Below are 26,617 nucleotides of genomic sequence, written 5' to 3' on the forward strand. Positions count from 1 at the left end.
ACTAGGGGCGAACCGGCGTGGCCGCCTCGTTTCCCACCACCGTTGTCCAGGGGCGGGCGGTCCACGACCTCACCACCCCACCGGTGACGTAAGGATCCGCGGCTGCGAAAGCCTTGGCCGCCTCGAGCGCGTTCCCGCCTCCGAAGATCAGCAGCCCGGTGAATGGTCCGTCACCAACAGCCCCGCCCAGCAGAAGTTCGCCCCGTTCGACGGCTTCCCACGCCGCTTTGAGGTGGACAGCGCGGTATTTTTCGCGGGTTTCAAGGTAGTTGTCCTCGTAGGCGTATTCGAGCACGGCGTGCATGGGCCTCTCCATATCGTTCAGGTGTTTTCTTCCGTTGTCGGAGTAGCCTACCCGGCGGGACCTACCCGGAAACCGAAGCCACCTCAACCTGAACCCCGGCGTCGCGGAACTTCTGCACCTGGGCCGGGTCGGCGCCGTCGTCCGTCACCAACGTCCACGGCAAAGCCAGACGGACCCAGGCGTGGAAAGGCCGGAGGCCGAGCTTGGAGGAGTCGGCCAGGACGTACACGTCACGGCCGCGGCGGGCCATGAGTTCCTTGAGGCGGGTCTGGGCGTGGTCGGCTTCGCAGATTCCGTCCTCGGCGGTGACGGCGTCGGCGCCCAGGAAGACGCGGTCGAAGCTCATCCGTTCCAGCGCCGCCTCGGCCAGCGGTCCGACAAAACTCTGCGAGACGCTGCGCAGGCGGCCGCCCAGGCAGTCCACCTCGATGCCCTCGGAGTCGGCCAGCTCCTGCAGTGTGTTGATGCCTGGTGTGGTGACCGACAGCTTTTCAAACCCGCGCAGTTCGTGGGCCAGGGCGCCTGCGGTGGAGCCGGCGTCGAGCAGGATGTTCTCTCCGGGCTGGATCACGGACGCCGCCCAGCGGGCGATGGCGTGCTTCTGTTCGAACGCCTCGCCGGTGCGCTGCCGCAGCGACGCCTCCGGGTGCGCGCCCAGCGCCATGGCTCCGCCGTAGGTGCGGGCCAGCCGGCCCTGCCCGTTCAACAAAGCCAGGTCCCGGCGGATGGTGGACGCGGTCACCTCGAACCGCGCGGAGAGCTCTTCCACGGAGGCCAGGCCGGTGGTCACGGCAAGGTGGTAGATCTCCTCGCGCCGCGCGTTTGCGCTGAGCATTCCCGGTCTCCTTCCCGTGGGCATGGTGGTGGCAGTGCTACCCATGCTAGTTCCGGCCCCCACTCCATCGGTTTCGAAAGGCTCAACCACCGGGCGGAGACGGCAACGGCCGGTCAGCAATTCTACGCTGGCCGGCCGCTTTCCTTGGGACCCTAGAGCGATTCCTCCCGCGCCGGTGCCAAGTCCACTGCCTGCCGCAGCGCCTCAAGGAGTGACTCGTGGTCGGCGATGTTCTTGCCGGCGATGTCGAAAGCGGTGCCGTGGTCCACGGACGTGCGCACCACGGGGAGGCCCACGGTGATGTTCACGCCGTTTTCCAGGCCGAGGACCTTCACCGGACCGTGGCCCTGGTCGTGGTACTGGGCCACCACCAGGTCGAAGTCGCCGCGGCCGGCCAGGAAGAACAGGGTGTCGGCCGGCAGCGGGCCGAAGGCGTTGATGCCGTCAGCCTGCGCCTTCTCGATGCCGGGCTGGATCTTTTCGGCCTCTTCGCCATAGCCGAACAGCCCGTTCTCGCCGGCGTGCGGGTTGATGGCGCACACCGCGATCTTCGGGTTTTCGATGCCCGAGGCCTGCAAGAGCTCGTGTCCACGCTTGATGGTCCGGTAGACCAGGTCGCCGTTGATCTTGGCGATCGCGTCGATCAGGCCGATGTGGGTGGTCACATGGATGACGCGCATCTTGGGCGCGGTCAGCATCATGGAAACTTCCTCGGTGCCGGTCAGTTCGGCGAGGAGTTCGGTGTGGCCCGGGTACTTGTGGCCGGCTGCGTGCAGGGCTGCCTTGTTCAGCGGCCCGGTGCAGATGGCATCCACCTGGCGGTTCATGGCCAGGGCAACGGCCTTCTCGATGAAGAGGTAGGAACCGTGCCCGGCCTCGGCGGAAAGCTCACCCCAGGCCAGGTCCTCCGGGATGCAGTCGATGTCCAGTACATCGATGGTGCCCTCGTCGAACAGGGCCTCCGACGGTTCCGAGACCCTGCGCAGGGTCAGCGGGCTGGCGACGATGTCCGCTGCGAGCTTCAGCCGGCGGAGGTCGCCGATGACGAGCATGCGGGCCTTTGAGCGCAATTCGTTGTCGGCCAGGGCCTTGACGATGATCTCCGGACCGATGCCGGCTGCATCGCCCATGGTGATGGCAACAATCGGGCGTCCCATTATTTGATACTCATTTCAGTCGTTGTACCAGTAAGAAATTGTGTGGTCCGGGCCAGCGTACCGGCGTCCCCGAAAGCTCCTGCCTTGGTGATCAGCAGGGGGAGGGGCTCGGGCAGGAGGCTCATCACGACGCCAGGTTCAATCTCGCCGAGGACGGTGAAGCTCCCGGCGCCGAGTGCTTTTCAGAACGGCTGTGGCTGTTTCCCCGCCCGTCATAACGAGGGCGTCGCAGTTCCCGATTCCTGCAGCGGTGGCGCGGGCCAAGGCCTCTGCCACCACAATCGCCTGCGATTTATCGATGGTTCCCACCGGATCCGGCGTCAACACAACGTCGTTCCGGGTCATCGCTTCCGCAACCTGGCGGGCAACCGCCGGCTCGTCCAGCGCGTCATGGTTCAGCGTAATGTGCTCCGCGCCGGCCGCGACGAGTTCCTCAGTCTGCTGTCGGGCAAGGCTGGAGTAGCTGCCAATCACGGTCAAGGTCCGGGTAACCCGCCGCGGCTGCGCATTTCGCGCACCCGGTCCTTCGTTATCACGTGCAGCGATCTGCCCCGCCAGTCCGCCGGAACCGACCAGGAGCGCCGGGAATTCCAGCCGTTCAACGGCGGCTGCGATGGCTTTCAGGTCCCCGTCCGAGCTGGCGTCAAGTACGACGGCGTCAATCCCGCGTTCCCGCACGTCCCGCAGGTGCGCCGCCAGTTCCTCCGGAGTGAGTCTGGAAGTTCCGGCCTGCACTTCGGCGGTGAGGCCGCCGTCGGCAAGTGCGCCGGCGACGTCGCCACCAAAGCTTCCTTCAGTGTTCTGAACGCCGCCCACGTGGACGAGGCCGCCCTGTGTGGTCCTGCCCGTGGCCGGGAAGGCCGGGGCCACAATGGCCAGGCCCCTGCCGCGACCCTGGGCGGTGGCAGCCAGTGTTGCCGCGACCTCTGCGCCCACATTGCCGCGAAGCAGCGAATCAATCTTCTTGAAGATCCGGCGGTCCTGAGCCAGGGCGCGCCCCACGGCGGAGGTGACAGCCGAGGCTGCCTCCTCTGCGGCCAGGTAGCGGCTCTCCGTGTTGACCGAAAGGATCTCAGCCTCGGGCCAGATGCAGTCGACGTCGAGGATTACGGAACTGGTGTGCGTGGGTCCGTAGGCTGCGGCCGCATCTGCCGCTCCCGTGAGGTCGTCGGCGATGATTGCCCAGCGTGTGGTTCCGTCAGTGTTCATACGGCTGGGGACACCTCGGGAGTCTCGACCGCTTCCTTGGCCTTCAGGCGCTTGGCGTACCAAGCCACCATCAGCGGGCAACCAATGGCGGTGACAACCACGGAGGCGGCAACCAGAACGGTGGCGGGTCCGGCAGCAGGGAGGTAGGCAGGATTGGCTGCGGCCACCAGCATGGGGACTGTGGCGGCGTTGCCGGCGGTGGTTGCTGCCGCCAGGCCGGCGATGCCTGATCCGCCGGTCAGCTTGTCAGCGAAGAAAAGCACAGCGCCGCCGACAATCAGCACGAACAGGCCAAGTGCAACACCGAGAAGACCAGCAGTGAGTACCTTCTCCAGGTTCAGACCGAAACCGAGGGCGAGGGCGAAGAACGGAATAAGAACGGGGGCCGCGGAGGAAAGGAATTTGCGCATGGCCGGGTCGAGGGTGCCCAGCAAGACTCCGAGGAGGAGGGGGATGATGGCGCCTACGAGGGCCTGCCACGGGAAGGCCGACAAGCCGGCAACGCCCAAGGTGACCATCGTCAGGAAGGGCCCGGATTCGAGCGTCATAACGGAGTAGGCGGCAACGTCCTTGGGCTTTCCGTACTGGCCCATGAGCGCCATGTACATTCCGCCGTTCGTGTCATTAAGGGCTGCGACGATGGCGAGGACCGACAAGCCTGCCAGCAGGCCGCCTTCGATGGGGAGTTCGCCAAGGAACCTACCCGCAATAATGCCGATGATGACGGCGAACGCGACCTTGCTGCCGAGCAGAACGCCGCCCTTTTTCAGGATGTACGGGGTGGCCTTGATGTCGATGCTTGCACCCATGCAGACATAGAACACGGCGAGGATGGTGGTGCCACCGGTGAACAGAGCACCCGTGAACGAGCCAAAAAACTTAGCGGAATCCGGTGCGAAGGTGGCCAGAAGAGCACCGATGAGCAGGGGAATCAACATCATGCCGCCCGGAACTTTTTCCATGGTGGCCTTGATTGGAACAGACATCAATCAACCTCATTGTTGTGGGGGAGGGGAGAGGAGGGGGGATCAAGCCGCCCGGCTCCGAACATGATTAAGATCATAGACTCGTTGCGCGTTTAGCGCAAGCCTTCTGCGCGAAACGCGCAGGAAGGTGCCGCGTGCCTGAGCCTGTCGTAATCTCCCTCCAAGCGCCGGAACGGTGCCGGAAGAAAACCACGCCCCATCACCTCCCGCACGCTTTCCCCACACGCGGGCTCACTTGTGGAGGGGTTCCCAGAGACGCGAGCCCACTTATGGAGGGTTTCCCCACGCGGGCTCACTTGTGGCCAGGTTATTAGAGACGCGTTCTCTTACGGTCGCGAACGCGGTTTGCACATACGTGCAGGGGACGATGGAAGCCCGTGCACCGTGCCGGCGGTCGCATTCTGGCTACTGACCAGTAACAACGGTAGGTTTCGGCGTCTCGCCAAGCGGGCCGACGAGCCGTCCGATGGGCCGCACGTTCGTGCAGTCCCGGTCCGCTGAGGCGGCGGCGCTGCCAGCATGGATAACCCGGCCGGTGCTGATTGACACCATGACCATCAGCTCCGGCAGCCCTGTTGGCACAAAAACAAAGAGGTTTCCATGTCACTCCTATCCCGGATCCTGTCCGCTGCTGCTGCCGCCGTCCTCGCCGGCTCCCTGGCCGCCGCTCCCGCCCAGGCCGTTGAGGTTTCCCCGCCGGGGGCCAATGACTGGTCCTGCAAACCGTCCGCTGAGCACCCCTATCCGGTCATCCTGGTTCCCGGAACGTTCGAGAGCATGGCGAAGAACTGGTCCACGCTCTCCCCGTACCTCAAGAGCCAGGGCTACTGCGTCTTTGCCCTCAACTACGGCGAGACCAACGGCGTCTATGCCACCGCCCCGGTGGCCGAATCCGCGAAGCAACTGGCCCCGTTCGTGGACGCGGTCCGCTCCGCGACGGGTGCCAGGCAGGTGGACCTGGTGGGCCACAGTCAGGGCGGCATGATGCCCCGGTACTACATGGGCTTCCTGGGCGGCGCCAAGTACGTCCACCACCTTGTGGGCATCGCACCGTCCAATCACGGCACCAAAGGCCTGATTGTCCCGCCGCCGGACATGGCGCCAACACCTGACTACACCGCTGCCGGTTGTGCCGCCTGCGCCGACCAGCAGGCCGGTTCCGCGTTTATGCAGCAGCTCAACACCACCGGTGACACGGTGGCCGGACCGTCCTACACCGTGCTCTCCACCGTCTATGACGAAGTAGTGATCCCCTACAACAGCCAGTTCCTAAACGGTCCGGCCCGGCAGGTCACCAACATCACCATCCAGGACAAGTGCCCGGCCGACGTCTTTGAACACGACCAGACGCCCAACGATCCCGTGGTGCACCAGTTCGTCGCCCACGCTCTGGGCCGGGCGAAGGGGCCAGCGGATCCCGCCTACCAGCCCGCCTGCCTCTAGCAGCGCGGGCGAGCGGGACCCACTCTTGGAGTCCGACGGCGGATGGCCGGCGCTCCAGCCGGCCATGCGCCGTCGTATGCCGCTACTCCTGGGTGTCCAGCGAGTCGAACTGCTCCTGCCACAGAAGCTTTTCCTGGGCCACGTACCGCCGGTATGAGGCGGTCCATTTGGGCCACATATCGAACGCGGCACTGGCCTCCGCAGCGGGCCGGTCAGGGACCGGCCGAGTACTCCGCACGAATGGTCCCTGGGGCGCGCTCAGCTGAGGGTAGCCAGCGGGCCTCCGCGACGCGAGGGGCCGGCCGCCTCGCTTGTTGAGCAGGGACGCGACGCCCAGTAGCCACAGAGCGACGTTGACGATAACCCAGATGGTGCCGCACAGGACCATGGCAACGAAAAGAAAGGCGAACCACAGCATGTCCCATTTTACCGATTTGCCCGTGCTGTGGGACAGGCTTTCGACAGGCTCAACCACCGGGTTTCGACAGGCCTAACTACCGATGGCAACGGCTCAACCGAGCTCAAGCGTAAACACCCAGAGCAGCACATCCTCGCCCGGCACATACCAGTCCCGCTCCGGCGCCCGGCGGAACCCCACCGACTCGTATAAAGCGTGGGCGCGCTCCATAAACGTGGCGCTGGTGATGCTGATCGCCTCGATCCCGGGCAATTGCCTGGCGTGCTCCACCACCTGGCCCACCACGGTGCGCCCCACGCCACCACCCTGGAACGATGGGTCCACGGCCAGCATCCGGAACTCCAGCTCCGCATCAGCTGCGATCTCGCTGTACGGCTGCCCGGCGAACGTCAGCGTCACTGCCGCCACAACACGCCCGGCCGACTCCGCCACCCACACCTGCGCGTGCTCGGCGCGGTGCTCCACGTCCTCCAGCACGCCCATATAGGGATGGTCCGCTGAGAAGTGTCCGGCTTTCAGGTAGGCATCGCGCGTAATGCGCCGGACGTCCGGAAAGTCCGACGGCGTTGCGCGCCTGAGTGCGACGTTCACCGCGCGCCTGCGGTTGCGGCGGTCCGCTCAACATAGTGGCCCAGCCGTGCCAATTCCGGCTGCGATGAAGGGTCGCCGACCGCATCCCCGCCCACGGCATTGGCCACGGCCAACGCGGAGGCGTAGTCCAGTCCCTGCCGCAGGGCCAGGACCAGCGCGGCGCAGAACGCGTCGCCGGCGCCCACCGTGTTCGCCACGGTGACCGGAACAGAAGGAGCGGAGGCCACCTTCCGCCCGTGCTCAAACATCGCCGAGCCGTCGCCGCCATACGTCACCGCCACCAGCCTGGCCGATGCGAGGGCCGGGATGAGGGCGTACTCGCTCTCGTTCACGATCACGAGGTCGCAGCGCTCCAGCAGTTCGGCCGGCAGGTCCATCGCCGGCGCCGCGTTCAGCACAAAGAAGCCCTGGGCGCGACGGGCCGCCTCCAGCACCACCGGCAGGCCGACCTCCAGCTGGCACAGCACCGTCTCGTCGGGGCCAAACTCCACCCCGTCCAGGGAGAGGCTCGAATTTGCGCCCGGGCACACCACAATCTGGTTCTCACCGTCGCCGTCCACCACAATCAGCGCCGTCCCTGTGGGCTCGGACAGGACGGCGACGTCCGAAGCGTCGACGCCGGCACTCGCCAGAGCATCCAGCATCCGCCGGCCAGTGGTATCGCTGCCCACCGAACCCACCAGGCGGGCGCCGCCAGTAAGCCGGGCTGCTGCCGCCGCCTGGTTGGCGCCCTTGCCGCCGGGCTGTTCGGAAAGTGTTGCGCCGCCGATGGTTTCGCCCGCGGTGGGCAGCCTTTCGGCGGTGGCGATCAGGTCCAGGTTGATGCTGCCCACCACGGTGAGGGCAGGAAGGTGGTTGCTCATGGATAGTCCTTACGGGGATGAAGCCGGAAGCGGCTGGATTAGGAAATAGTGTACGGCACGGTTGTACTTGTGCGTCATACATGGTTGTATAACAACTCACATGGCCCGAAGCCCACGAACAAAGGAGTTTGATGTGAACACCCCAACCCCGGCGGCAGCCGTGCCTGCCGCGGAAACCGGTCCCGCCGTCGTCCCGGCTACGGATGCAACCACCTTCACAGGCCGCCGCGCCGCGCTGCTGATCTCCACCCTGCTGCTGGGCGTGCTGTCCTTCCAGCTCAACGCGAGCATGGTGACGCCCGCGCTGCCGCAGATCGCCGCAGAATTTGGCCAGGGTGCCGACAGCGCCGCGCCCGTCCAGTCAATGTTCTTCCTGGCCGGCGCCATCGCCGGGCCCGTGATCGGCCGGTGGAGCGACTTCATCGGCCGCCGCGCCGCGCTGCTGCTGGTCCTGGGCATCATGGGCGCCGGCACCATCCTCTGCATCGCCGCGCCCACCCTGCCGCTGCTGGTCACCGGCCGGTTCCTGCAGGGCGTCTCCAGCGCCGTGTTCGCGCTCGCCTACATCGTGCTCAGCGAGAACCTGCAGGCCAAGGTCTTCGGCACCTCCGTGGGCATCATCGCCGCCATCAACGGCGGGATCGGCGGCGTGGACGGCTACGTGGGCGGGCTGATGGCCGAGACCCTCGGCTTCCGGTCCATCTTCGTGGTGGTGCTGGTGCTGACCGCCATTGCCGCTTCCTGCATCTTCCGCCTGGTACCCGCCGGACGGCCTTCCGGTGTCCGCGGCGCCATGGACTGGTGGGGCGCCGGCTCCCTCTCGTTGTTCCTGGTGTTTTTGACGTACTTCGTGTCCGACGGTTCGGCCGCCGGCTGGACCTCGCCCACCGCCCTGGTCCTGCTGGCCGGCACCGTGTTGTCCTTTGCGGGATTCTGGTTCATCGAGAAGCGCCGCAGCCACCCGCTCATCGCTGTCCACCACCTGCGCTCCCGCCAGGTGTGGCCGGTCATCGCCACCACCGTCCTCACCCTCGCCGGCATCTTCGCGATCATCAACTTCACCGTGGTGCTGCTCAGCCAGGATAACGACGGCGGCTTCGGGCTCTCGGCGTCAGTCTCGGCTTTGCTGTTCCTCACCCCGGCCGCGCTGATTGGCGTCTTCGCCGCACCTTTGGCCGGCTGGCTGGCGGACCGCCGCGGCTGGATCCGCACGTTGCGCTTTGGCACGGGACTCAGCCTGGCCTGCGCCATCGCTGCCGCGTCGTTCTCCACCAACCAGACCGCAGTGCTGATCGCCGTTGCGGCCCTGGGTATCTTCTACAACGGCCTGTTCCTCACCGCCATCAACGGACTCTCGGTGTTGCTCTCACCCAAGGAAGCCCCGGCTGCGCTGCCCGGCATCAACGGTGCCTCGTTCGGGATCGGGGCGAGCCTCGGCGTCGTGCTCGTGGCACCCTTCGCCGCCCAGGCCACGGCCGCCGGGTACACCACCGCCCTCTGGATCTCGGTGGCCATCACCGCCGCCGCGTTCATCGTCAGCCTCTTCGTCGCCGCCCCCAAGGGCGAGACGGTCTAACCCCGCTTCAACCCGTTTCAACCGAAAGAAAACCATGACCACTCCTTCCGCGTTCTACCTGGACTGCGACACCGGGATCGACGACGCCCTCGCCCTGGCCTACCTGCTCGCCTCGCCCCTTGCTTCCGTGGTGGGCATCGGGACCGTCAGCGGCAACGTCAGTGCCGCCGTCGGCGCCCGCAACACCCTGGACCTGCTCGAGCTCGCCGGCCACGCGCACATCCCCGTGGCTGTGGGGGCGCACCATCCTTTGGCGGGCTCCTTTGGCGGCGGGGCGCCGTGGGTGCATGGCGAGAACGGGATCGGCGAGGTTTCGCTCGCGCCCGCTGCTGCTTCGCTTGCCGGCGAGAGCGCCGCGGAGATGCTGGTCCGGCTGGCCCGCACTCATGCCGGATCGCTGAAGGTGCTGGCGATCGGCCCGCTGACCAACATCGCCGAGGCGTTGCGGCTGGAGCCTGCGCTGCCGTCCCTGGTGGACTCGGTCACCGTGATGGGTGGAGCGGCGCTGGCACCGGGGAACATCACGCCGGTGGCGGAGGCAAACATCTGGCATGACCCGGAAGCTGCAGCCCTGGTGCTGGCTGCCGACTGGGACGTGACGCTGGTGCCGCTGGACGTGACCATGGCTTCGGTTCTGGAGGAGCCTCACCAGCAGCAGCTGTTGGCGTCTTCGGGTGCTGTGCCGCGGGCACTGGGGGAGATGCTCGGCTACTACTTCCGGTTCTACGAGGGCATCTACGGCCGGCCCTGCTCCGCCATGCACGATCCGTTGGCGGCGGCGCTCGCTGTTGGCGCTGTTAGGCCGGCTCTGGCACCCGTGGTGCGTGCCGCCGTCGACACCACCTCCGGGCCCGGCCGCGGGCAGACCGTGTGCGACATGCGGGGCCTGTATGCGGGCTACCCTCCGGTGGCGGGGGCGCGGTGCCGCGTGGTGCTCTCACTGGAGGAAGACTTCGCCCCGCACCTGGTGGACACGCTGCTGACGCTCGGGGAGGACGCCGCAGTTTTGGACAGCACGACGGCGGCCCTCGCCTCTGCCGGGGCCCTCACCCGGTAAGCCGCTCCCACCGCACGGCGTTTTTGTCCAGGTATGCACGCTTCCGCGGCCCGCAAACCGGCATAACTGGACCAAAACTCCGACGTTCGCTGCCTCAGGACTGGAACTGCTGCATGACCGAGAGGTGGCCGGCGCGGGCGGAGACAAGGCACTTGGCCAGGTAGAAGGGCCGGTTCCCGTTCCGGATGTACTGGGTCAGGACCAGCACCGGGTCCGCGGGGCGAAGGTCCAGCAGTTTCGCGCGGCTGGGACCCACCTGGCTGAGGCTGATCTGGCACTCACCCGGCCCGGGCAGCCGGCCGAGCTGTTTGTTGAGCGTGGCAAGCAAGGTGGCGCCGCCGTCGTCCTCTATCTCAAGGGGCGCGGCGGCGTGGCTGCCGAAGCTGACCGGCTGGGCGGTGACGTTCTCCTGCAGGTGGGCGATGGCCTCGCCGTCGCGGATCAGGACGGATTCCCAGAGCCAGCAGTCGGTGCCGGGCTCCACGCCGATGCCGGGGGCCACGAATTCGGACGCCGCCTGCCGGACCACCTGGGTACGTTTGACCTCCACCTGCTGGCCGGGCCCGGCGAGGACTTCCTCGAACGGTTGGATGCGTTCGATGCCGATGCGGGGGAGCGTGTCCGAGACGAAGCGTCCGACGCCGCGCCGCGCCCTGATCAGGCCGTCCTCTTCCAGCAGCATGAGGGCTTCGCGGACCACGGTGCGGCTGACTTTCATGTCCGTGCCGAGTTCGGTTTCGGTGGGGATCATGGAGCCGGGGGTGAGGAGGCCGTTGCGGATGGCCTCGGCGATCCTCGAATAGACCGCGACGCGCAGCGGTGAGCCGGGCTGGGCGGCCACCGGCTGGGACAGGAACCGGGTGGCGTCCTGGTGCACGTTTTTGCCTCGCTTGTTTGTCTGTTGGTGTGGGCGGTTCCAGCCTACTTCAGCGTCCGACGCGTTTGTTGGACAAGTTCAGCACTTGGCGCCGTATGGATCGTTGCCGAGGGCGTCGTGCAGCCGTGCACACGCCGGGCGCATCGCGTTGCTGGAGCAAAAGGACACCCGGGAGCGCGGAGGGGAATCTCCACCGGCTCTTCGCGCTCATCGGTCGCGGATTCCGGACCTCGCCTCGCCGCCGTGCTTGGCCCGGTACATCGCCGGGTCCGCCTGCTGGAGCAAGCCGGGAAGGGAGTTGTTTCGCCCCAAACGGATGCCCGGGTGCTATACCTGTCCTAAGGCAACTAAATTACCGGCGGTTTGCTGAGGGGTAATGCCTACCACCCGGGGGAGTGCCGGAGGCTGGAGGCACCGTGCTGCGAAGACCAGCGCTGAGGGGACCCGCCGAAGGCCTGTGCCCCACAGAGCGGCAACCCATCAAAAGGCGCAGCGGCACCGCACTGGCCGCCTGCCTGTCCGCCCTCGCAGTCCTCACCGGCTGCGGCAGCACCGCCAGCACCCTCTCCGCTGCAGCCCGGGACAGTTCCTCCGCCATCGCCACCGCCCGCCTCGCACTCAGCCTCGATACGGCCGGCAAACTCACCAACGCCGCCACCGCCACCGCGCTGGACGACGCCCTCAAGGAACTGCAGACCAGCCGGAACACAGTGCTCCAACTTGCCCCCGCCAGCAAAGAAGACCGGGAAGCGATCAAGGAAGCGCTCACCGTCCTGGATGACTGCGCCGCCGCGATGACCACCGCCCGGGACGCCGTGGCCAGCAGCACCGGCACGCCAGCGGTATCGGACGGCGTGGACGGGCTGGCAGCCGCCGCGGACCGCGTGTCCAAACTAAAAGAAAAGGACGGCGGACAGTGAAGCGGCTCCTCGGCGTCGCGCTCGGCGTCCTGACGGCGATCGGCGGCTTCGTGGACATCGGCGACCTGGTGACCAACGCCGTCGTCGGTTCCCGCTTTGGCCTGTCCCTCGTGTGGGTGGTTGGCGTGGGGGTGCTGGGCATCTGCCTGTTTGCCAACATGTCAGGGCGCGTGGCGGCGGCGTCCGGCCGGGCAACGTTCGAGGTGATCCGCGAACGGCTGGGGCCGCGCGCGGGGCTGGCCAACCTGTCCGCGTCCTTCCTCATCAACCTGATGACCGTGACCGCGGAAATCGGCGGCGTGGCCCTGGCCCTCCAGCTGGCCAGCAGCGTCCACTACCTGCTGTGGATTCCGGTGGCGGCGCTGGCCGTCTGGCTGGTGGTGTGGCGGGTGAAATTCTCCAGCATGGAAAACGTCACCGGGCTCCTGGGCCTGACGCTGATTGTGTTCGCCGTGGCCCTGTTCCTGCTCCAACCGGACTGGGGAAACCTCGCCGGCCAGGCCCTGGCGCCTGCAGTGCCGGCCGAGGAAACCGTGTCCACGTACTGGTACTACGCCATCGCCCTGTTCGGCGCCGCCATGACACCGTACGAAGTGTTCTTCTTCTCCTCCGGCGCCGTGGAGGAGGGGTGGTCTATCAAGGACCTGGTCCAGTCCCGGATCAACGTTCTGGTGGGCTTTCCGCTGGGCGGCCTGCTGTCCGTGGCCATCGCCGGTTGCGCGGCCGTGGTGCTGCTGCCGGCCGGGATCGCCGTGACGTCCCTCTCGCAGGTGATCCTCCCGGTCGCGGAAGGCGCGGGCAAGGTAGGGCTGGCCTTTGTGCTGGTGGGCGTGGTGGCCGCCACGTTCGGCGCGGCCTTGGAGACCACCCTTTCCAGCGGCTACACACTGGCCCAGTTCTTCGGCTGGTCCTGGGGCAAGTTCCGCCGCCCCGCGCAGGCTGCCCGCTTCCACCTGGCCATGATCATCTGCCTGTTCATCGGCCTGGCCGTCCTGGCCACTGGCGTGGACCCCGTGCTGGTCACCGAATACTCCGTGGTCTTCTCCGCGATCGCCCTGCCGCTGACCTACCTGCCCATCCTCATCGTGGCCAACGATCCGCAATACATGGGCCAGCACGTCAACGGCCGTCCGGTCAACGTACTGGCCATGGTCTACCTGGTGATCATCCTCGCAGCCTCGCTGGCAGCCATACCACTGATGGTTGTGACGGGAGCCGGAGCATGACTGCCCACCGCCTCCTGGCGCCCCCGCCTCCGGTGGCGGGGCGGATCCTGGACGCGCAGCTGCACCTTTTGGACCGGCAGGTCCTGGATCACGACGGCGTCCCGGTCACCACCGTGGACGATCTTGAGGTGAGCGGGCCTGCCCTTGACACGGAGCTGGAGCCGGGCGCGGCGGCCCCGGTCCTGTCGGCTCTGCTGACCGGGCCGGTGCTGGGGACGCGCATCTTTGGCGGCAGGCCGCCGGCGTCCCGGCTGGTCCGCATCCCCTGGGAGGACGTGGCGGAGGTGGGCGTGGTGTTGAAGCTGGGCGTCAGCGGCGAAAACCTGGACGCCGGCTGGGTGGAACGCTGGATCCGCGACAGGATCATCGCCCGCATCCCGGGAGGCCGCCATGATCCTCGGTGACCTGCTCGGCGTCGACGTTTATAACGACGACGGCACCCGCCTGGGCAGGGTGGCCGACGCCCGGTTCGTGGTGGACGGCGCCCCGCGGCAGCTTCTCGCCGAGGCCCGCCTGCTGGGGCTGGTGGTCAGTCCCCACAGTGCGTCCTCGTTCCTGGGGTACGAGCGGACCGGACTGCAGCAGCCGTGGCCGCTGCCTTCCCTGCTCCGGTGGCGCCACCGGGGTTCATTCCTGGTGCTCTGGGAGGACATCGCGATGATCGGTGCGAAGAGCGTGCGGCTGCGCGAGGGGTACACGGCGTACTCGCCGGCGCTGGATTCAAGCGGCCCGTAGCGCCCGGCCACAAAAATGTTCTAGAGGTAGTCACCGGCCCTTTCGCGGGCGATTTCCACCAGCGTGGAATGGAAGGCCACCTCGGCTGGGGCGTAGACCTTGTCGTGGCGCTGCGCCAGCAGGATCCGGCGCAGCGGTGCCGCGGGGCCAAGGCTGAGCACCCGCACATCGGGATGCTGGAGTGAAACGGCGGTCTTGGGCACCAGAGCCACGCCCATTCCAACGCTCACCATCGCCTGGGCCTCCTGGTAGTCGTTGGCAAGGAATCCAATGGTTGGTTCGAAGCCGGCGTCGTGGGCGGACCGCTGCAGGACTTCCACCACTGGGTGGGCCTCAGCCCGCACGATCCACGACTCGTTCCGCAGGTCCTCCATGCTGACTTGCTCCTGTCCGGCCAGCTTGTGGCCGCGCGCCACAAGGATCACGGTGCTCTCCTGGAAAACCTCGGTAACCCGGATGGACTCGTCCTCGAAGCGGTTCCACGGGTAGTCCCAGAGGAGGCACAGCCCCGTGACGCCGGACTCCAGGTCCGCCACGAGTTCATCGAAGCGGGCGCTGCGCAGTGAGAGGCCAATGGCGGGGTAGCGCTTCTTGAAGGTGCGGATGACGATCGGCAGGAAGGAGCCGGCCAAGGTGGGGAACGTGCCTACGGTGAGGGATCCGCGCTTCAGCCCGGCGATCTGGCCGAGGTCCGACTGCGCGGCCTTCATCTGGTGGATGATCCTGCGGGCATGCCCGGCGAGCACCTGGCCGGCCTCGGTAGGCACCACCCCGCGGGAACGGCGGTTAAGCAAGGGCTGCCCCACCTCCTGTTCGAGCTTGCGGAGCTGCTGGGAGACGGCTGACGGCGTGTACATCATCAGCTCGGCCGCAGCAGTGATGGACCCCTGCTCCACCACCTCCAGGAGGAGGGCCAGCCGGCGGATATCGAATAAGGGCTGGTCTTCATCGTTAAGCATTGCTTTGCCCTTCTTCAGATTCTGTTCATTCCCTGCAGGAAGACCGCAGTCCCGGGTCTCCGGCCGCTCTTCATGACTCCGGACAGCACCAGCCAGCGTTCCCTCAAGCTTATAGCGGCAATGAATGAAGCAACCCTACATCCTCCTACAAAAATCCAACATTGTCCTAAAGTGTGATCTGGCTCAATCTTTTTCCAGGCCCTCAACAAACTTTGAGGCGAAGGAGAGGTGGAAGTCGATGAAGATCGAAGCGGAATGGATGCGGGGAGGCACCAGCAAGTGCTGGGTGTTTGAAGCGGAGCACCTTCAGAAAGGTGGAGCAAGCCTTGATGAGCTTCTCCCGCGGCTGTTCGGCAGCCCCGACCCCCGGCAGATTGACGGCGTAGGCGGAGCAACGTCCACCACCAGCAAGGCGATCATCCTGCACCGGCCCACTGCCGGGGATGTCGACGTCGAGTACACCTTCGCCCAGGTGGGCATCGAAGAAGCCGGCGTGGACTGGGGCAGCAACTGCGGCAACGGTTCCGCAGTGGTCGGCCTGTACGCCATCGAGAAGGGCTGGGTGGTCCCCACCGGAGACGTCACCCGCATTGTCACCCGCAACACCAACACCAACCAGGTCATCGTCCAGCGCGTACCCACCCCGGCCGGCGCCCTGCCCGATATTCCGGAAGGGCAGATGCCCGGCGTGCCGTTCCCGGGCTACCCGGTGGGCCTCGGTTTCCAGGACCCGGCCGGCAAGACCACCGGGGCCCTGCTTCCCACCGGCGCGGCAACGGACAGCATCACTTCGGGCGGTAGCCACTGGACCGTGTCAATGGTCGACGCCGGCGCACCGGTGGTGATGGTCCGCGCGGAGGAGCTGGGCCTGGACGCAGCCCGGTACCGGAGTTGGCAGGCGGGTGTGGAGCTCCAACTGGAAACCCTGGACCACATCCGGCGGCAGGCCGCCGTGCTGATGGGGCTGGCTCCCACCGCCGGCGAAGCAGCCCGGGCCATCCCCAAGCTCGCTATCGTGGCCGCCCCGGACCCCGGCGTCGCCGATGGCGAACCAGGCGCCGACGTCAACGTCATGATGCTTTCCATGGGCAAGCCCCACCCGGCCCTGGCCATCACCGGCAGCATCGCGCTGACCCTGGCCGCCCGCACCCCGGGCACCCTGCTGCACGCCATCACGGGCGGCGTCCAGGGGACCACGCTGCGGCTGCGGACCCCCGCCGGAGTGATTGAAACCTGGAGCGAGGAACACGCCGGAAGCCTGCTCGTCGGCGTCGACCGTACTGCCCGCACCATTGCCACCACTATCATCCACCTCCCCGAGGTTTCCGGCAGCGCTGCACCTGCCGCCCTCGCGGGAGCCACTCAATGAGGAGTAAGCACCATGACTGAGACTGCACAACGCCCCACTGACACTGTTGAAGAGACCCGGGACCAACAGTCACCGCGTCCCAACCGCCGCCGCCGTATCCTACTGATGGTGGTGGCCGGCCTCACGATCCTGGGCCTGGCTGCCCTCGTGCTGGGGGGTGGCTTCCTCAACCCGGCAGCCGCCGCGGACCCGGAGCACACCATGACAGCCGTACAGATCATCCCGTTGGTCATCCTCGTGGTGATGTTCGTCGTCGCCACCAAGTGGCCGCTGAACATCGGCGTGATGGGGCTGGTAGCCTCCTTTGGCGTCGGCTATTTCATGCTCGGGATGACGGACAAGCAAATCCTGGAGGAGTTCCCGGCCAGCATCGTCCTGACCATCATCGGCGTCACGTACTTCTTCAGCATGGCCCAGCGGAACGGCACCATCAACATCATCGTCCAGACCTGCGTCCGCCTGGTCAGGGGCAAGACGATGCTGCTGCCTTGGGTCTTCTTCCTCATCGCCGCTGCGCTCACTTCGCTGGGCACCTTCTCGCCGGCCGCCGTCGCGCTACTCGCACCGGCAGCCCTCGGCTTCGCCTACGAGTCCCGCATCCACCCCGTGGTGATGGGCGCGTTCATCATCAACGGTGCCCACGCCGGCGGCTTCTCCCCGCTGTCCGTGGCCGGCGTGCTGGTCCACAACATCGCGGTTGAGAACGGCTTTCCCATCTCCCAGGGCGCACTCTTCATTGCCAGCTTCGCCCTGAACCTGATCCTCTCGGTCCTGACCATCGTGCTGTTCGGCCTCTTCGGCAAGCTGCGCGACGGCAAGGGCGGCCAGTTGGCCGACGTCGACACCACCAACACCGGCCGTCCCCACGGCCAGCAGATCCTCACCCTGGTCCTGATCACCGCGATGCTCGTCTGCACCCTGGGCTTCCACCTGCCCATCGGCTTCGTGGCACTGTCCGCCGGGCTCCTGCTCGCCTTCGTCAACATCAAGGAACACCAGACGTTCATCGGCGGCGTCTCCTGGTCCACGGTCCTGCTCGTTGCAGGCATGATCACCTACGTCTCGCTCCTGCAGCACGTGGGCGTCATCGACACCCTCGCCGAACAGGCCCTGGCCCTCGGCGCGCCCCTGCTCGTGGCCCTGGTCCTCTGCTACGTGATCGGCGTCGGCTCGGCCTTTGCTTCCTCCACAGCGCTGCTCACCGCGTTCATCCCGCTGGCCGGCCCGCTGCTGGCCACCAGCTCCCTCAGCGCCTCCGGAACCGTTGCTGCCCTGGCCATCGCTGCCACCGTGGTGGACGTTTCGCCGTTCTCCACCGACGGCGCCCTGGTGGTTGCCAACGCCCGCGACGAGGACCGGCAGCGCGTCTACAAGCAGCTCATGATGTACGCCGGCGGCGTGGTGCTGGTGGCTCCGGCGCTGGCCTGGGCCCTGCTGGTACCCACCGGCATCATGTAGCCCACTGCGACCCGCACGCGGGATGGCACTTCGCAGCAGTGTTGCACCACAACATTGCCGCGAAGTGCCATTTCGCGTGCCGGGCGTCAGGACCCGCGCCGGGCGAGGTGGTCCGCCACGTGCCTGGCGTCCTCGCCCACCAGCGCGAGCGTGGCCGAGAGGTGCCGGGTCAGCCACGGCAGCCCGACGGCGTAAAGGCCCGGAACTTTGGTGACGCCACCGGTGTGCTGCGGGTAGTTCCACTCATCCAGCACAGGAACATCGAGGAAGCTGAAGTCCAGTCCATAGCCGGTGGCCCAGATAATCGAGGTGATGCTCTCCCTGTCCAGGTCCAGCCGGGCACCCGATTCCGCCGGAAGCCATGGATCGTCCGGCACCGGATCCGCGGGCGGTGCGTCGGCCCCGGTGGCCTCGATGTAGGCGTCGGCCATGGCCTTCAGGCGGAGACCGAACCCCGCCTCGACCATCGCGAGGCGTTCGGCGAGGTCGTCGCAGAAGCTGATGGCACCGTCGTCCACTCCCTCGAAGCGGCCATGCAGCCGAACGCCGCGCCGGCCCAGATCGCGCAAGTGAATGCTGTGGCCGCCGTCGTTGCCGGACACCAGCGGGTTGCACATGAAGCGGGCGGCGGGGGAGGGGAGGCTGCCCACCTGGTAGCCGTTGATGCCGTACTGGGGCCCACGCACGTTCACCTCGATGATCCAGTGCAGGATGTCATGGCCGCGGTAACGTCGTGGCGCCTCCGGGCATGAAGAAACGGAGAGGTGCACCTCCCGGCCCGCGGCCAGCAGGTCCTCGGTGATCTGGCCGCCGGACTGGCCGGTGCCCACCACCAGGACGGCGCCGTCGGGAAGCTGCTGCGGATTGCGGTAGTTGTGGCTGTGCAGCTGGTGCACGTGGGCAGGGATGGCGGACGACGGCGGCGGGATGCGGGGGCGCTGGAAGGCCCCGTTCGCCAGGACGACGTTCGTCGCATGGAACCTGCCGCCTGTGGTTTCCACGGTGAAGGAACCGTCCGTCCGGCTGATCCGGGTGGCTTCCGTTCCGAGCTGCACGGGCGCGGCGATGCGCCGGGCATAGTCGCGGAACAGGTCAACAGCGGCGTCGCGGGGGATGAAGGCGTCCGGCTCCGCTCCGCTGTAGGTCAGCTCCGGCAGCTTGAAGGCGAAGTTGGGGGTGTTCAGATAGAACGAATCCCAGCGGTCCTGCCACGCACCGCCGAGCTGGTCACGCCGTTCCAGCAGCCGGTGCTCAACCCCGTGCTGGGTGAGCCAGTAGCTGGTGGCAAGCCCTGCCTGGCCAGCGCCGACAACCAGGGTGTTGATCCGTTGCGCGTTCTCCATGGTTTCTCCCGGTGGTCAGGAGGGGTGTGAATCTGTTCGCAGAATATGCCTGTAGAGCCGTTGTGGTAAGTGCCGTGCCAAATCTCCTGTAGTGTTGATCCTGTTGTTGTGTTTATGCAGTTGGTAGTTCAGGCAGTACGCGCGGTCGAAAGTCCGCGTTCTTCTGAAGTAGCGGTTTTGAACACCCCACACCGGAGGACCCGAAAGTCGGGACTTTTCCTCCACCTTCACGAAGGACAAAAATAATGGCTACTGGTACCGTCAAATGGTTTAACGCTGAAAAGGGCTTCGGCTTCATTTCCCCCGATGACTCCTCACAGGACGTTTTCGCACACTACTCTGCGATCAACTCCAACGGCTTCCGCTCCCTCGAAGAGAACCAGAAGGTTTCCTTCGAAACCGAGCAGGGCCCCAAGGGTCCCCAGGCCACCAACATCCAGGCTCTCTAATCTCTTAGGGAAACTGGGGCCTCAGGGTTTCAAAGTTTGAAGGCAGGGCCGGTCATTGACCGGCCCTGCCTTTTGTTTAACCCATACGTGCTACTGCGGGTCCCAGGCGCGATGTGATTCTGCGGCACCGGACTGGCTGCCCTCTAGTGCAGGCCCATGGCATTCCGGACTTCGTCCAGGATGTGGTGCATCGCCGTCTCGGCCACCACGGTATCGCCCCGGGCCACTGCGGCTGCCACATCCTCGTGCGCCTGCAGCGCCTCGTTTCGCGGCTTGAACGGCATGAGTCCCTGCTGGGTGCGGCTGGTCAGCACCTCAGCCACCATGCCTTCCAGCGCCTGGAACATCTCGTTGCCGCAGCTCCGCAGCAGCAGCTGGTGGAATTCGATGTCCGCCGCCAGGAACCCCTGGAGATCCCCGGCCTCGCCGAGGCGGCGCAGTTCCGCGCCCAGGGTAACCAGCTGGGCCCGCTCGGCGGCGCTTGCCCGCCGGGCAGCCCCCGCGGCGGCAATAGGTTCGACGGCGATGCGCAGCTCCGTGAGGCTGCTGTACTGGAGCTCGCGCCGGTCCGAGGCAAGCCGCCAACGCACCAGCTTGGGATCAAAGACATTCCAGTGCCGAGGTTCCTGCACCACGATCCCCACGCGGCGGCGGGAGTACACCAGGTTCATCGATTCGAGGACCTTCATGGTGTCGCGCGCGACCGTCCGGGAAATCCCGTACTCCTGCTGCAGCCCCTCCAGGGTGAGCCGGCTTCCGGGCGGCAGGTCGCCTGAGGCGATGGCCACGCCCACGGCCTCGACAACCCGGCCGGGCATCGCGGGGGAGCTCCCGCCGTCGTCCGCGTTGCCCTGGTACTGGTATGACGCCGTCGACATCTTCCTGCCTTCCTCTGCGCACCTGCGCGCGGTACCAGCCTACCGGGAAACGGGGAAAGGTATGACTTGTGACACTAAAAGATAGTATCTGTCGCAGGAAATGGTGATACCTTAACTCTCGGCGCACGACCGCAAGGAATGCGCAAACACGGTTTCTTCACTAAGCCAACGGCGTCTTCTTCGGAGGTAGAACATGCAGTATCCCGCCACGCACCTGGTGGTGATGGGCGTTGCCGGTTCCGGCAAGTCGACCATCGCGGCAGCACTTTCCCGTCAGCTCGGCTGGGCCTGCGCCGAAGCGGACGAATTCCATCCGCAGTCCAACATCCAGAAAATGTCGAAGGGCAATCCCCTGCAGGACGAGGACCGCTGGCCCTGGCTCCAGGAAATCCAGGCCTGGATGACCGCCCAGGCGCATGGCGGCAAGAGCACTGTGCTCACGTGCTCCGCACTCAAGCAGAGCTACCGCCAGCTCCTGGCCAAGGCCGAGGGACGCGTCCTGTTCCTTCACCTCCATGGCGAGGCGGACCTGATCGGCCAGCGCATGGAGGGCCGCGAAGGCCACTTCATGCCGCCCACGCTCCTGCCCAGCCAGCTGGCAACGCTGGAGCCCCTGACGGACCAGGAACTTGCCGCCGGCAGCCTTCGGCTGGACATCTCAAAGTCCCCGGAAGAGCTGGTCCAAACTATCCTCGCTGCACTGCAGTTCCCCGCAGACCAGGCCTCTTAAACCCCCATCCCCAACAAGTAGTTCCGTTTCAAAGGAGAACCATGACCATCGAAGGATGGACCCAGACGCTGGGAGCAGGCCCCCTGCTGCTCATCGCCGCAGCCGCGATCCTCGCCCTGCTGTTCCTGATCATCAAGCTGCGCGTGCACGCCCTGATCGCCCTGATCCTGATCAGCCTCGCCACAGCCTTCGCCACCGGCATCCCCGCCAACCAGGTGGTTCCCGTCCTGGTCAACGGATTCGGTTCCACCCTTGGTACGGTGGCGCTCCTTGTCGGGCTGGGCGCGATGCTGGGCCGGATCGTGGAAACCAGCGGCGGCGCAAAAGTGCTGGCCGACTACCTCATCGGACTCTTCGGCGAGAAGCGCGCCCCGTTTGCGCTTGGCCTGGCATCACTGATCTTCGGCTTCCCGATCTTCTTCGACGCCGGCCTGGTGGTCATGCTGCCGGTTGTCTTCGCCGTGGCCCACCGCCTGGGCGGGGGAGTGCTTCGCTATGGCCTGCCGGCCGCCGGTGCGTTTTCCGTAATGCACATCTTCCTGCCGCCGCACCCGGGCCCGGTCTCCGCCGCCACGTTCTTCGAGGCCAACGTTGGCCTGGTCCTGATCGCCGGCCTCATCGTCGCAATCCCCACCTGGTATGTGACCGCCTACCTCTACGGCCTGTACACCGGCAAAAAGCTGGTCCTGCCGGTGCCCGAAATCCTCGGCCACGCGTCCGCCGAGGCCGAATCGCACCCGCCTCGCTTCCGCACCATCATCGGGCTGCTGCTCCTTCCGCTGGTCCTGATCTTCGTCAACACCGGCCTGAACACCCTGGCCTCCTCCGGCGTGCTCTCCGATGACGTCAAGAAGGAGCAATGGTTCCAGATCCTGCGCACCATCGGCGAGACGCCGGTGGCCCTGCTGATCTCCGTGCTCGTGGCCATGTTCGTCCTGGGCACCCGGCGCGGCCGCGATGCCGGCGCCCTGGAGAAGCTGCTGGAATCCTCCCTGGGTCCGGTCTGCTCCGTTATCCTGATCACCGGCGCCGGCGGTATGTTCGGCGGTGTGCTCCGCACGTCCGGCATCGGCAAGGCACTGGCCGACGTCCTGGGCGGACTCGGCATCCCGCTGATCCTCGCCGGCTTCCTAATCTCAGCCATCCTTCGCATTGCGCAGGGCTCCGCCACAGTGGCACTGACCACCACTGCGGGCCTGATCGCGCCCGCCGTGGCAGCGGGCGGACTCAACGGCATGCAGGTCGCCGCCATGGTCATCGCCGTAGCGGCCGGTTCCGTGGTGGTCTCGCACGTCAATGACTCCGGCTTCTGGCTGGTGGGCCGCTTCTTCGGCATGGACGTCAAGACCACGCTGAAGACCTGGACCGTGATGGAAACGCTCATAGGTGTGATGGGCTTCGCCATCGCGGCAGTGATCTTCCTGGTGGCCGGCCTGGCAGGCTAGCTACCCCCAACTGAGTAGCGCCAAGAGTCGTTTGAACCTCTAAAACGACGCTTGGCGCTACTACTTTTTAAGGTACCCGCCTAGGCCTGGAGCCCGGGGACGCCGTCCCGGATGGTGAAGGAGGCTTTCGTGCTGACGGGAGAGCCCGGCGTCGTGACGTAATCCAGCGTCCGGAACTCGGCCGTCAAAGCGTCCCGCGTGATCTTCGTGTTCACGTAGCCGCGGTTGTCATTGTAGAACTTCAGGTGCGGGTTCCACGCCATGGTGGGGTCCGTGGTGGAGCCCGTGCCGTTGCCCGTGGACGTAATGGACGTGCACACCAGCTCCGAGCCCACCACCGGCGAGGCGGGATCCTTGTAGTCCACCTTCAGGTCGTTGGCCCAGTTGCGGTGCACGTCGCCGGTGAGTACGACGGCGTTGCGTACCTGCGCGTCCAGCCAGCCCTGGGTGATGCGTCGCCGCGAGGCAGCGTAGCCATCCCAGCCGTCCATCGAGACGTCGTCCACGTCGAGGGCCTTGTCCCGGTCCCGCTCGGCGAAGAACACCTGCTGGCCCAGGATGTCCCAGCGCTGGGTGGAGTTCCTGAAGCCGTCCAACAGCCACTTCTCCTGCTCGGCACGGTGATGGAGCGGTCCTCGGCCAGGCGCTCGGCCACGTTCTTCCGCCAGCCGTCGCCGGCCAGCTGGTCGTCGCGGTACTGCCGGGTGTCCATCATGTGGAAGTTGGCGAGCTGGCCCCACTGGATGGTGCGGTAGATCTTCATGTCGAACCCGGCCGGGACGGACGAGGCCCGCAGCGGCATGTTCTCGTAGTAGGCCTGGAATGCGGCGGCGCGGCGCTGCCGGAACCGTTCTGTGGTGTCGTTGAGCTGGCCCGCGTCCCGGTTCTCCGGAATGTCATCCGCCCAGTTGTTGTCTACCTCGTGGTCATCCCACACCACCAGCCACGGCGCGATCGCGTGTGCTGCCTGCAGGTCGGCGTCGGCCTTGTACTGCGCATGCCGCTGCCGGTAGCCGGCCAGGTTGAGCGTCTCCGGGCCGGCGTGGTCGCGCGGATTTCCGCCGCCGATCACATAGCTGCCCTTCTTGTACTCGTAGAGGTAGTCGCCCAGGTGCAGCACCAGGTCCGGGTGGTCCTCGGCGAGCCGCTGGTACGCGGTGAAGTAGCCGTGCTCGTACTGCGAGCAGCTGGCGAAGGCCATGGCCAATGCGGCGGGAGTTTCATGCAGTGCCGGCGCGGTGAGCGTGCGGCCGGTCGCGCTGATATGCCGGCCGCTGCGGAACCGGTAGAAGTATTCGCGGCCCGGCTTCAGGCCCTTGAGTTCCACGTGCACTGAGTGGGCGGTTTCGAGCCGGGCGTGCTCGACGCCGCGGGCTACTGCCGTGCGCATGGTTGCGTCCTCGGCGACCTCCCAGGCCACGGGTACCTGGCGTGCGGGCATGCCGCCCAGGCCGTCCTCGGCGAGGGGGTACAGCGCCAGGCGGGTCCAGATCACGAAGCCGTCCGCCGATGGCTCGCCCGATGCGATGCCGAGCATAAACGGGTCGGTGCGGAGACCGGCGTCGTCCGCGATGGAAGTGGCCACGGCGGCACCCGGCAGGGCGGCGACCAGGCCGGCACCCAGGCCGGCGGAAATAAGGGATCTGCGTGAGATGTTGTCCATGCGTTCGACGCTAGGGAGGACGGTTGGACATCGGTTGTTGCCTGCGTGAACCATAAGTGAACTGCGGGTCAAGGGAAGCCCGCCGGCCACCATATCCTTGAATGGTGACTCTGCTTCAGGCTGTTTTGTCGTTTGCTGTGGTTGCCGGACTCCTCACGCTGGTGCCCGGCATGGACACCGCCCTTGTGCTGCGCTCGTCCATCTCCAGGTCACGGCCGTTCGCGTTTGCCACAGCGCTGGGAATCAGTACCGGAGCGATGATCTGGGGAATCGCTGCGGCGGTTGGTGCGTCCGCGCTGCTGGCGGCGTCGGAGTTCGCTTACCGCCTGCTGACCGTTGCCGGGGCGGCATACATGATCTGGCTGGGGCTGTCGCTGTTGTGGAAAAGCCTGCGGCACGGCCAGGCGGCTGTCGCGAATCCCCAGGCGGAGGCTGTGGTGTCCGGCCGGCATGAGCTGTTCAAGGGCTGGCTGACCGGCACCGGAACCAACCTGCTGAACCCGAAAGTGGGCATCTTCTACATCGCCACCATCCCGCAGTTCATCCCGGCAGGGGAGTCGCCGCTGCTGGTGGGCGTGCTGCTGTCCGGGGTCCACTGCGTCCTGACGATGGCCTGGTTCACCCTGCTGATTTTCGGCACGGGTTACGCTTCCCGCTGGCTCAAGGGCGCCCGCAGCATCCGCATTATCGACAGCATCACGGGAACGGTCCTGGTGGGCTTCGGGCTCAAACTCGCGCTCGAACCGGCCCACTGACTATTTCCCCGCGGCTCGGGCTTTCGAGGGCTTCGGCTCCTTGGGCGGGAGCGTCGCGATGTACTCGAAGGCCTTGTGGATCCAGGCTTTCGCCCGTGCGTCGTCACCGTCCCCTTCCTCGTTCCACATCTCCGGCAGCCCCGTGTAGCCGCCCATCGGCCGCTCGGCGGGGCCGAAGGGGACGGTGCGTTCCGATCCTTCGAGTTCCTCGCGGTCTTCCGGGGACAGCTTGATGCCGATGGTGGGTCCGAAAAGCCCGGCGAACATGTTGCCGTTCACGAACGCGCCCAGGTTGCCGAACATCGGCTTGACCACCACATCGGGGTGGTCCGGGACCAGCGACCGGAACCGCTCTTTGTCCTCGTCGGACGCTTTCGGCATCTCCATGATCGTTCCCTTCCCCGGCTTCGGCTGTGAGTGCAGGATATGCCCGGCCGGGTGCGCCGGGGAACACCCGGCCGCCCGTCGTCGTTGTGCCAGAGGCAAGGCGCTCCCGCCGGGAGGCCGGCCCTCCCTCGACCAAAGGACATCCCTTGACTCCTCGCACCATCGTGATCACCGGCGCCAGCGACGGCATCGGGGCAGCAGCCGCGAGGACCCTGGCGAAGGCAGGGGAGCAGGTTGTCGTCGTCGGGCGGTCCGAAGAGAAGACCCGCGCCATTGCCAAGGACCTGAATGCGGACTACTTCGTCAGCGATTTCGCCGACCTCGCACAGGTCCGTTCGCTCGCCGCGCAGCTGATGTCCGACTACCCGCGGATCGATGTCCTGGCCAACAACGCCGGCGGCATCATGGGCAAGCGCACCCTCACGGTGGACGGCAACGAATCCACGTTCCAGGTCAACCACCTGGCGCCGTTCCTGCTCACCACACTGCTGATGGAAACGCTCGCAGCCAGCAACGCCAAGGTGATCAACACCGCCAGCGCGGCCAACGGCTTCGGCAAACTGGACCTCTGCGACCTCACCGCCGAGCGCGGCTACTCCACCAACCGCGCCTACGGCACGGGCAAGCTCGCCAACATCCTGTTTACGTCCGAGCTGGACCGCCGCTTCGCCAGCCAGGGTATTACGACGGCGGCCTTCCACCCGGGCGTGGTCCGAACCAACTTCGCTGCGGAGTCCACCAGCCCGTTCCGGCACGCCTACAAGACGCTGCTCAACCGGTTTATGCTCACCCCGGACCAGGGTGCCGACACCATGCTGTGGCTGATCAACGGCACGGCGGGCAAGGACTGGATCTCCGGCGCCTACTACGCCAAGCGCGCCTTGGCCAAAGCCAACCCCCAGGCCTACGACGCCGACCTTGCCCGCGGGCTGTGGGAGAAGAGCGAAGAGCTGGTTCAGGAAGCCTAGGTTCGGGCAGCCCCAG

General features: G+C 66.4%; 27 protein-coding genes and 1 pseudogene. 14 read left to right on the forward strand and 14 right to left on the reverse strand.

What is annotated here, in order from left to right; all coding sequences use genetic code 11:
* Position 1: 1 nt before the first annotated feature.
* The 5 genes from BACI348_RS06310 to BACI348_RS06330 form a co-directional block, all read right to left on the reverse strand.
* A complete protein-coding gene (locus tag BACI348_RS06310) occupies positions 2–304 on the reverse strand; it encodes a YciI-like protein (protein WP_159824441.1) in 303 nt (100 codons plus the stop codon).
* Positions 305–365: 61 nt separating this feature from the next.
* Complete coding sequence (locus BACI348_RS06315; protein WP_159824442.1) at positions 366–1,139, reverse strand: DeoR/GlpR family DNA-binding transcription regulator; 774 nt, start codon at positions 1,137–1,139, stop codon at positions 366–368.
* 152 nt (positions 1,140–1,291) lie between these two features.
* Entirely contained in the window at positions 1,292–2,296 is a 1,005-nt protein-coding gene (pdxA, locus tag BACI348_RS06320) for a 4-hydroxythreonine-4-phosphate dehydrogenase PdxA (RefSeq protein ID WP_159824443.1), read from the reverse strand.
* 138 nt (positions 2,297–2,434) lie between these two features.
* Positions 2,435–3,505 carry a four-carbon acid sugar kinase family protein gene (locus BACI348_RS06325; protein ID WP_159824444.1) on the reverse strand — a complete coding sequence of 357 codons (1,071 nt, stop codon included), beginning with the start codon at positions 3,503–3,505 and terminating at the stop codon, positions 2,435–2,437.
* On the reverse strand, positions 3,502–4,491 hold the full coding sequence (locus tag BACI348_RS06330; RefSeq protein WP_159824445.1) for a 2-keto-3-deoxygluconate permease: 990 nt from the start codon (positions 4,489–4,491) through the stop codon (positions 3,502–3,504). Before BACI348_RS06330 ends, BACI348_RS06325 begins: the two co-directional genes overlap by 4 nt.
* A gap of 600 nt (positions 4,492–5,091) precedes the next feature.
* Between BACI348_RS06330 and BACI348_RS06335 the strand changes: the two genes are divergently transcribed.
* Complete coding sequence (locus BACI348_RS06335) at positions 5,092–5,934, forward strand: esterase/lipase family protein (RefSeq protein WP_159824446.1); 843 nt, start codon at positions 5,092–5,094, stop codon at positions 5,932–5,934.
* Between the two features lie 82 nt (positions 5,935–6,016).
* On the opposite strand, the gene BACI348_RS06340 is transcribed toward BACI348_RS06335, so the two are convergent.
* The 3 genes from BACI348_RS06340 to BACI348_RS06350 form a co-directional block, all read right to left on the reverse strand.
* A complete protein-coding gene (locus BACI348_RS06340; RefSeq protein ID WP_236557474.1) occupies positions 6,017–6,352 on the reverse strand; it encodes a hypothetical protein in 336 nt (111 codons plus the stop codon).
* A gap of 93 nt (positions 6,353–6,445) precedes the next feature.
* On the reverse strand, positions 6,446–6,943 hold the full coding sequence (locus BACI348_RS06345; RefSeq protein ID WP_159824448.1) for a GNAT family N-acetyltransferase: 498 nt from the start codon (positions 6,941–6,943) through the stop codon (positions 6,446–6,448).
* Positions 6,940–7,806, reverse strand: a complete 867-nt coding sequence (locus BACI348_RS06350) for a ribokinase (protein WP_159824449.1) — start codon at positions 7,804–7,806, stop codon at positions 6,940–6,942. Before BACI348_RS06350 ends, BACI348_RS06345 begins: the two co-directional genes overlap by 4 nt.
* 133 nt (positions 7,807–7,939) lie before the next feature.
* On the opposite strand from BACI348_RS06350, the gene BACI348_RS06355 reads away from it, so the two are divergent.
* A complete protein-coding gene (locus BACI348_RS06355; RefSeq protein ID WP_159824450.1) occupies positions 7,940–9,382 on the forward strand; it encodes an MFS transporter in 1,443 nt (480 codons plus the stop codon).
* Between the two features lie 34 nt (positions 9,383–9,416).
* On the forward strand, positions 9,417–10,439 hold the full coding sequence (locus BACI348_RS06360; protein WP_159824451.1) for a nucleoside hydrolase: 1,023 nt from the start codon (positions 9,417–9,419) through the stop codon (positions 10,437–10,439).
* Positions 10,440–10,533: 94 nt separating this feature from the next.
* Here the strand turns inward: BACI348_RS06360 and BACI348_RS06365 are convergent, their stop codons facing one another.
* On the reverse strand, positions 10,534–11,316 hold the full coding sequence (locus tag BACI348_RS06365; protein WP_159824452.1) for a GntR family transcriptional regulator: 783 nt from the start codon (positions 11,314–11,316) through the stop codon (positions 10,534–10,536).
* 416 nt (positions 11,317–11,732) lie between these two features.
* Between BACI348_RS06365 and BACI348_RS06370 the strand changes: the two genes are divergently transcribed.
* From BACI348_RS06370 to BACI348_RS06385, 4 genes are read left to right on the forward strand one after another with little or no spacing between them, the layout of a single operon-like run.
* Positions 11,733–12,236 (forward strand): hypothetical protein, encoded by a 504-nt coding sequence (locus tag BACI348_RS06370; RefSeq protein ID WP_159824453.1) that lies wholly within the window; start codon positions 11,733–11,735, stop codon positions 12,234–12,236.
* Positions 12,233–13,462, forward strand: coding sequence for an Nramp family divalent metal transporter (locus BACI348_RS06375; RefSeq protein ID WP_159824454.1), 1,230 nt, complete (start codon positions 12,233–12,235; stop codon positions 13,460–13,462). The genes BACI348_RS06370 and BACI348_RS06375 overlap by 4 nt, the downstream gene beginning before the upstream one ends.
* Positions 13,459–13,866 (forward strand): hypothetical protein, encoded by a 408-nt coding sequence (locus BACI348_RS06380; RefSeq protein ID WP_159824455.1) that lies wholly within the window; start codon positions 13,459–13,461, stop codon positions 13,864–13,866. The genes BACI348_RS06375 and BACI348_RS06380 overlap by 4 nt, the downstream gene beginning before the upstream one ends.
* Entirely contained in the window at positions 13,853–14,197 is a 345-nt protein-coding gene (locus BACI348_RS06385; protein WP_159824456.1) for a PRC-barrel domain-containing protein, read from the forward strand. Before BACI348_RS06380 ends, BACI348_RS06385 begins: the two co-directional genes overlap by 14 nt.
* Before the next feature lie 20 nt (positions 14,198–14,217).
* On the opposite strand, the gene BACI348_RS06390 is transcribed toward BACI348_RS06385, so the two are convergent.
* Positions 14,218–15,156, reverse strand: a complete 939-nt coding sequence (locus BACI348_RS06390; protein ID WP_159824457.1) for a LysR family transcriptional regulator — start codon at positions 15,154–15,156, stop codon at positions 14,218–14,220.
* A 238-nt stretch (positions 15,157–15,394) separates the two neighbouring features.
* On the opposite strand from BACI348_RS06390, the gene BACI348_RS06395 reads away from it, so the two are divergent.
* Both BACI348_RS06395 and BACI348_RS06400 read left to right on the forward strand, forming a co-directional pair.
* Positions 15,395–16,525 (forward strand): PrpF domain-containing protein, encoded by a 1,131-nt coding sequence (locus tag BACI348_RS06395; protein ID WP_159824458.1) that lies wholly within the window; start codon positions 15,395–15,397, stop codon positions 16,523–16,525.
* A gap of 12 nt (positions 16,526–16,537) precedes the next feature.
* Complete coding sequence (locus tag BACI348_RS06400; RefSeq protein ID WP_159824459.1) at positions 16,538–17,983, forward strand: SLC13 family permease; 1,446 nt, start codon at positions 16,538–16,540, stop codon at positions 17,981–17,983.
* An 86-nt stretch (positions 17,984–18,069) separates the two neighbouring features.
* Here BACI348_RS06400 and BACI348_RS06405 read toward each other — a convergent pair whose 3' ends face one another.
* The gene (locus tag BACI348_RS06405; protein ID WP_159824460.1) at positions 18,070–19,326 is read right to left on the reverse strand and encodes a flavin-containing monooxygenase; all 1,257 of its coding nucleotides are present in this window, start codon (positions 19,324–19,326) and stop codon (positions 18,070–18,072) included.
* Positions 19,327–19,571: 245 nt separating this feature from the next.
* Between BACI348_RS06405 and BACI348_RS06410 the strand changes: the two genes are divergently transcribed.
* Positions 19,572–19,775 carry a cold-shock protein gene (locus BACI348_RS06410; RefSeq protein ID WP_050056011.1) on the forward strand — a complete coding sequence of 68 codons (204 nt, stop codon included), beginning with the start codon at positions 19,572–19,574 and terminating at the stop codon, positions 19,773–19,775.
* A gap of 143 nt (positions 19,776–19,918) precedes the next feature.
* Here BACI348_RS06410 and BACI348_RS06415 read toward each other — a convergent pair whose 3' ends face one another.
* Complete coding sequence (locus BACI348_RS06415) at positions 19,919–20,653, reverse strand: FadR/GntR family transcriptional regulator (RefSeq protein ID WP_201298389.1); 735 nt, start codon at positions 20,651–20,653, stop codon at positions 19,919–19,921.
* Between the two features lie 193 nt (positions 20,654–20,846).
* Between BACI348_RS06415 and BACI348_RS06420 the strand changes: the two genes are divergently transcribed.
* Together BACI348_RS06420 and BACI348_RS06425 are read left to right on the forward strand one after the other, a co-directional pair.
* Entirely contained in the window at positions 20,847–21,383 is a 537-nt protein-coding gene (locus tag BACI348_RS06420) for a gluconokinase (protein WP_159824461.1), read from the forward strand.
* A 41-nt stretch (positions 21,384–21,424) separates the two neighbouring features.
* Entirely contained in the window at positions 21,425–22,828 is a 1,404-nt protein-coding gene (locus BACI348_RS06425) for a GntP family permease (RefSeq protein WP_159824462.1), read from the forward strand.
* A gap of 80 nt (positions 22,829–22,908) precedes the next feature.
* Here the strand turns inward: BACI348_RS06425 and BACI348_RS06430 are convergent.
* Positions 22,909–24,491, reverse strand: a pseudogene (locus BACI348_RS06430) (alkaline phosphatase D family protein).
* A 101-nt stretch (positions 24,492–24,592) separates the two neighbouring features.
* On the opposite strand from BACI348_RS06430, the gene BACI348_RS06435 reads away from it, so the two are divergent.
* Positions 24,593–25,246 carry a LysE family translocator gene (locus tag BACI348_RS06435; RefSeq protein ID WP_328699921.1) on the forward strand — a complete coding sequence of 218 codons (654 nt, stop codon included), beginning with the start codon at positions 24,593–24,595 and terminating at the stop codon, positions 25,244–25,246.
* Here the strand turns inward: BACI348_RS06435 and BACI348_RS06440 are convergent, their stop codons facing one another.
* Positions 25,247–25,633 carry a TfoX/Sxy family protein gene (locus tag BACI348_RS06440; protein WP_159824463.1) on the reverse strand — a complete coding sequence of 129 codons (387 nt, stop codon included), beginning with the start codon at positions 25,631–25,633 and terminating at the stop codon, positions 25,247–25,249.
* A 146-nt stretch (positions 25,634–25,779) separates the two neighbouring features.
* Here BACI348_RS06440 and BACI348_RS06445 point away from each other — a divergent pair, with 146 nt between their 5' ends.
* Positions 25,780–26,601, forward strand: a complete 822-nt coding sequence (locus BACI348_RS06445; protein ID WP_159824464.1) for an SDR family NAD(P)-dependent oxidoreductase — start codon at positions 25,780–25,782, stop codon at positions 26,599–26,601.
* Positions 26,602–26,617: the final 16 nt, after the last annotated feature.

The sequence above is a fragment of the Arthrobacter sp. 9AX genome (assembly GCF_902506095.1).
Lineage (GTDB): Bacteria > Actinomycetota > Actinomycetes > Actinomycetales > Micrococcaceae > Arthrobacter.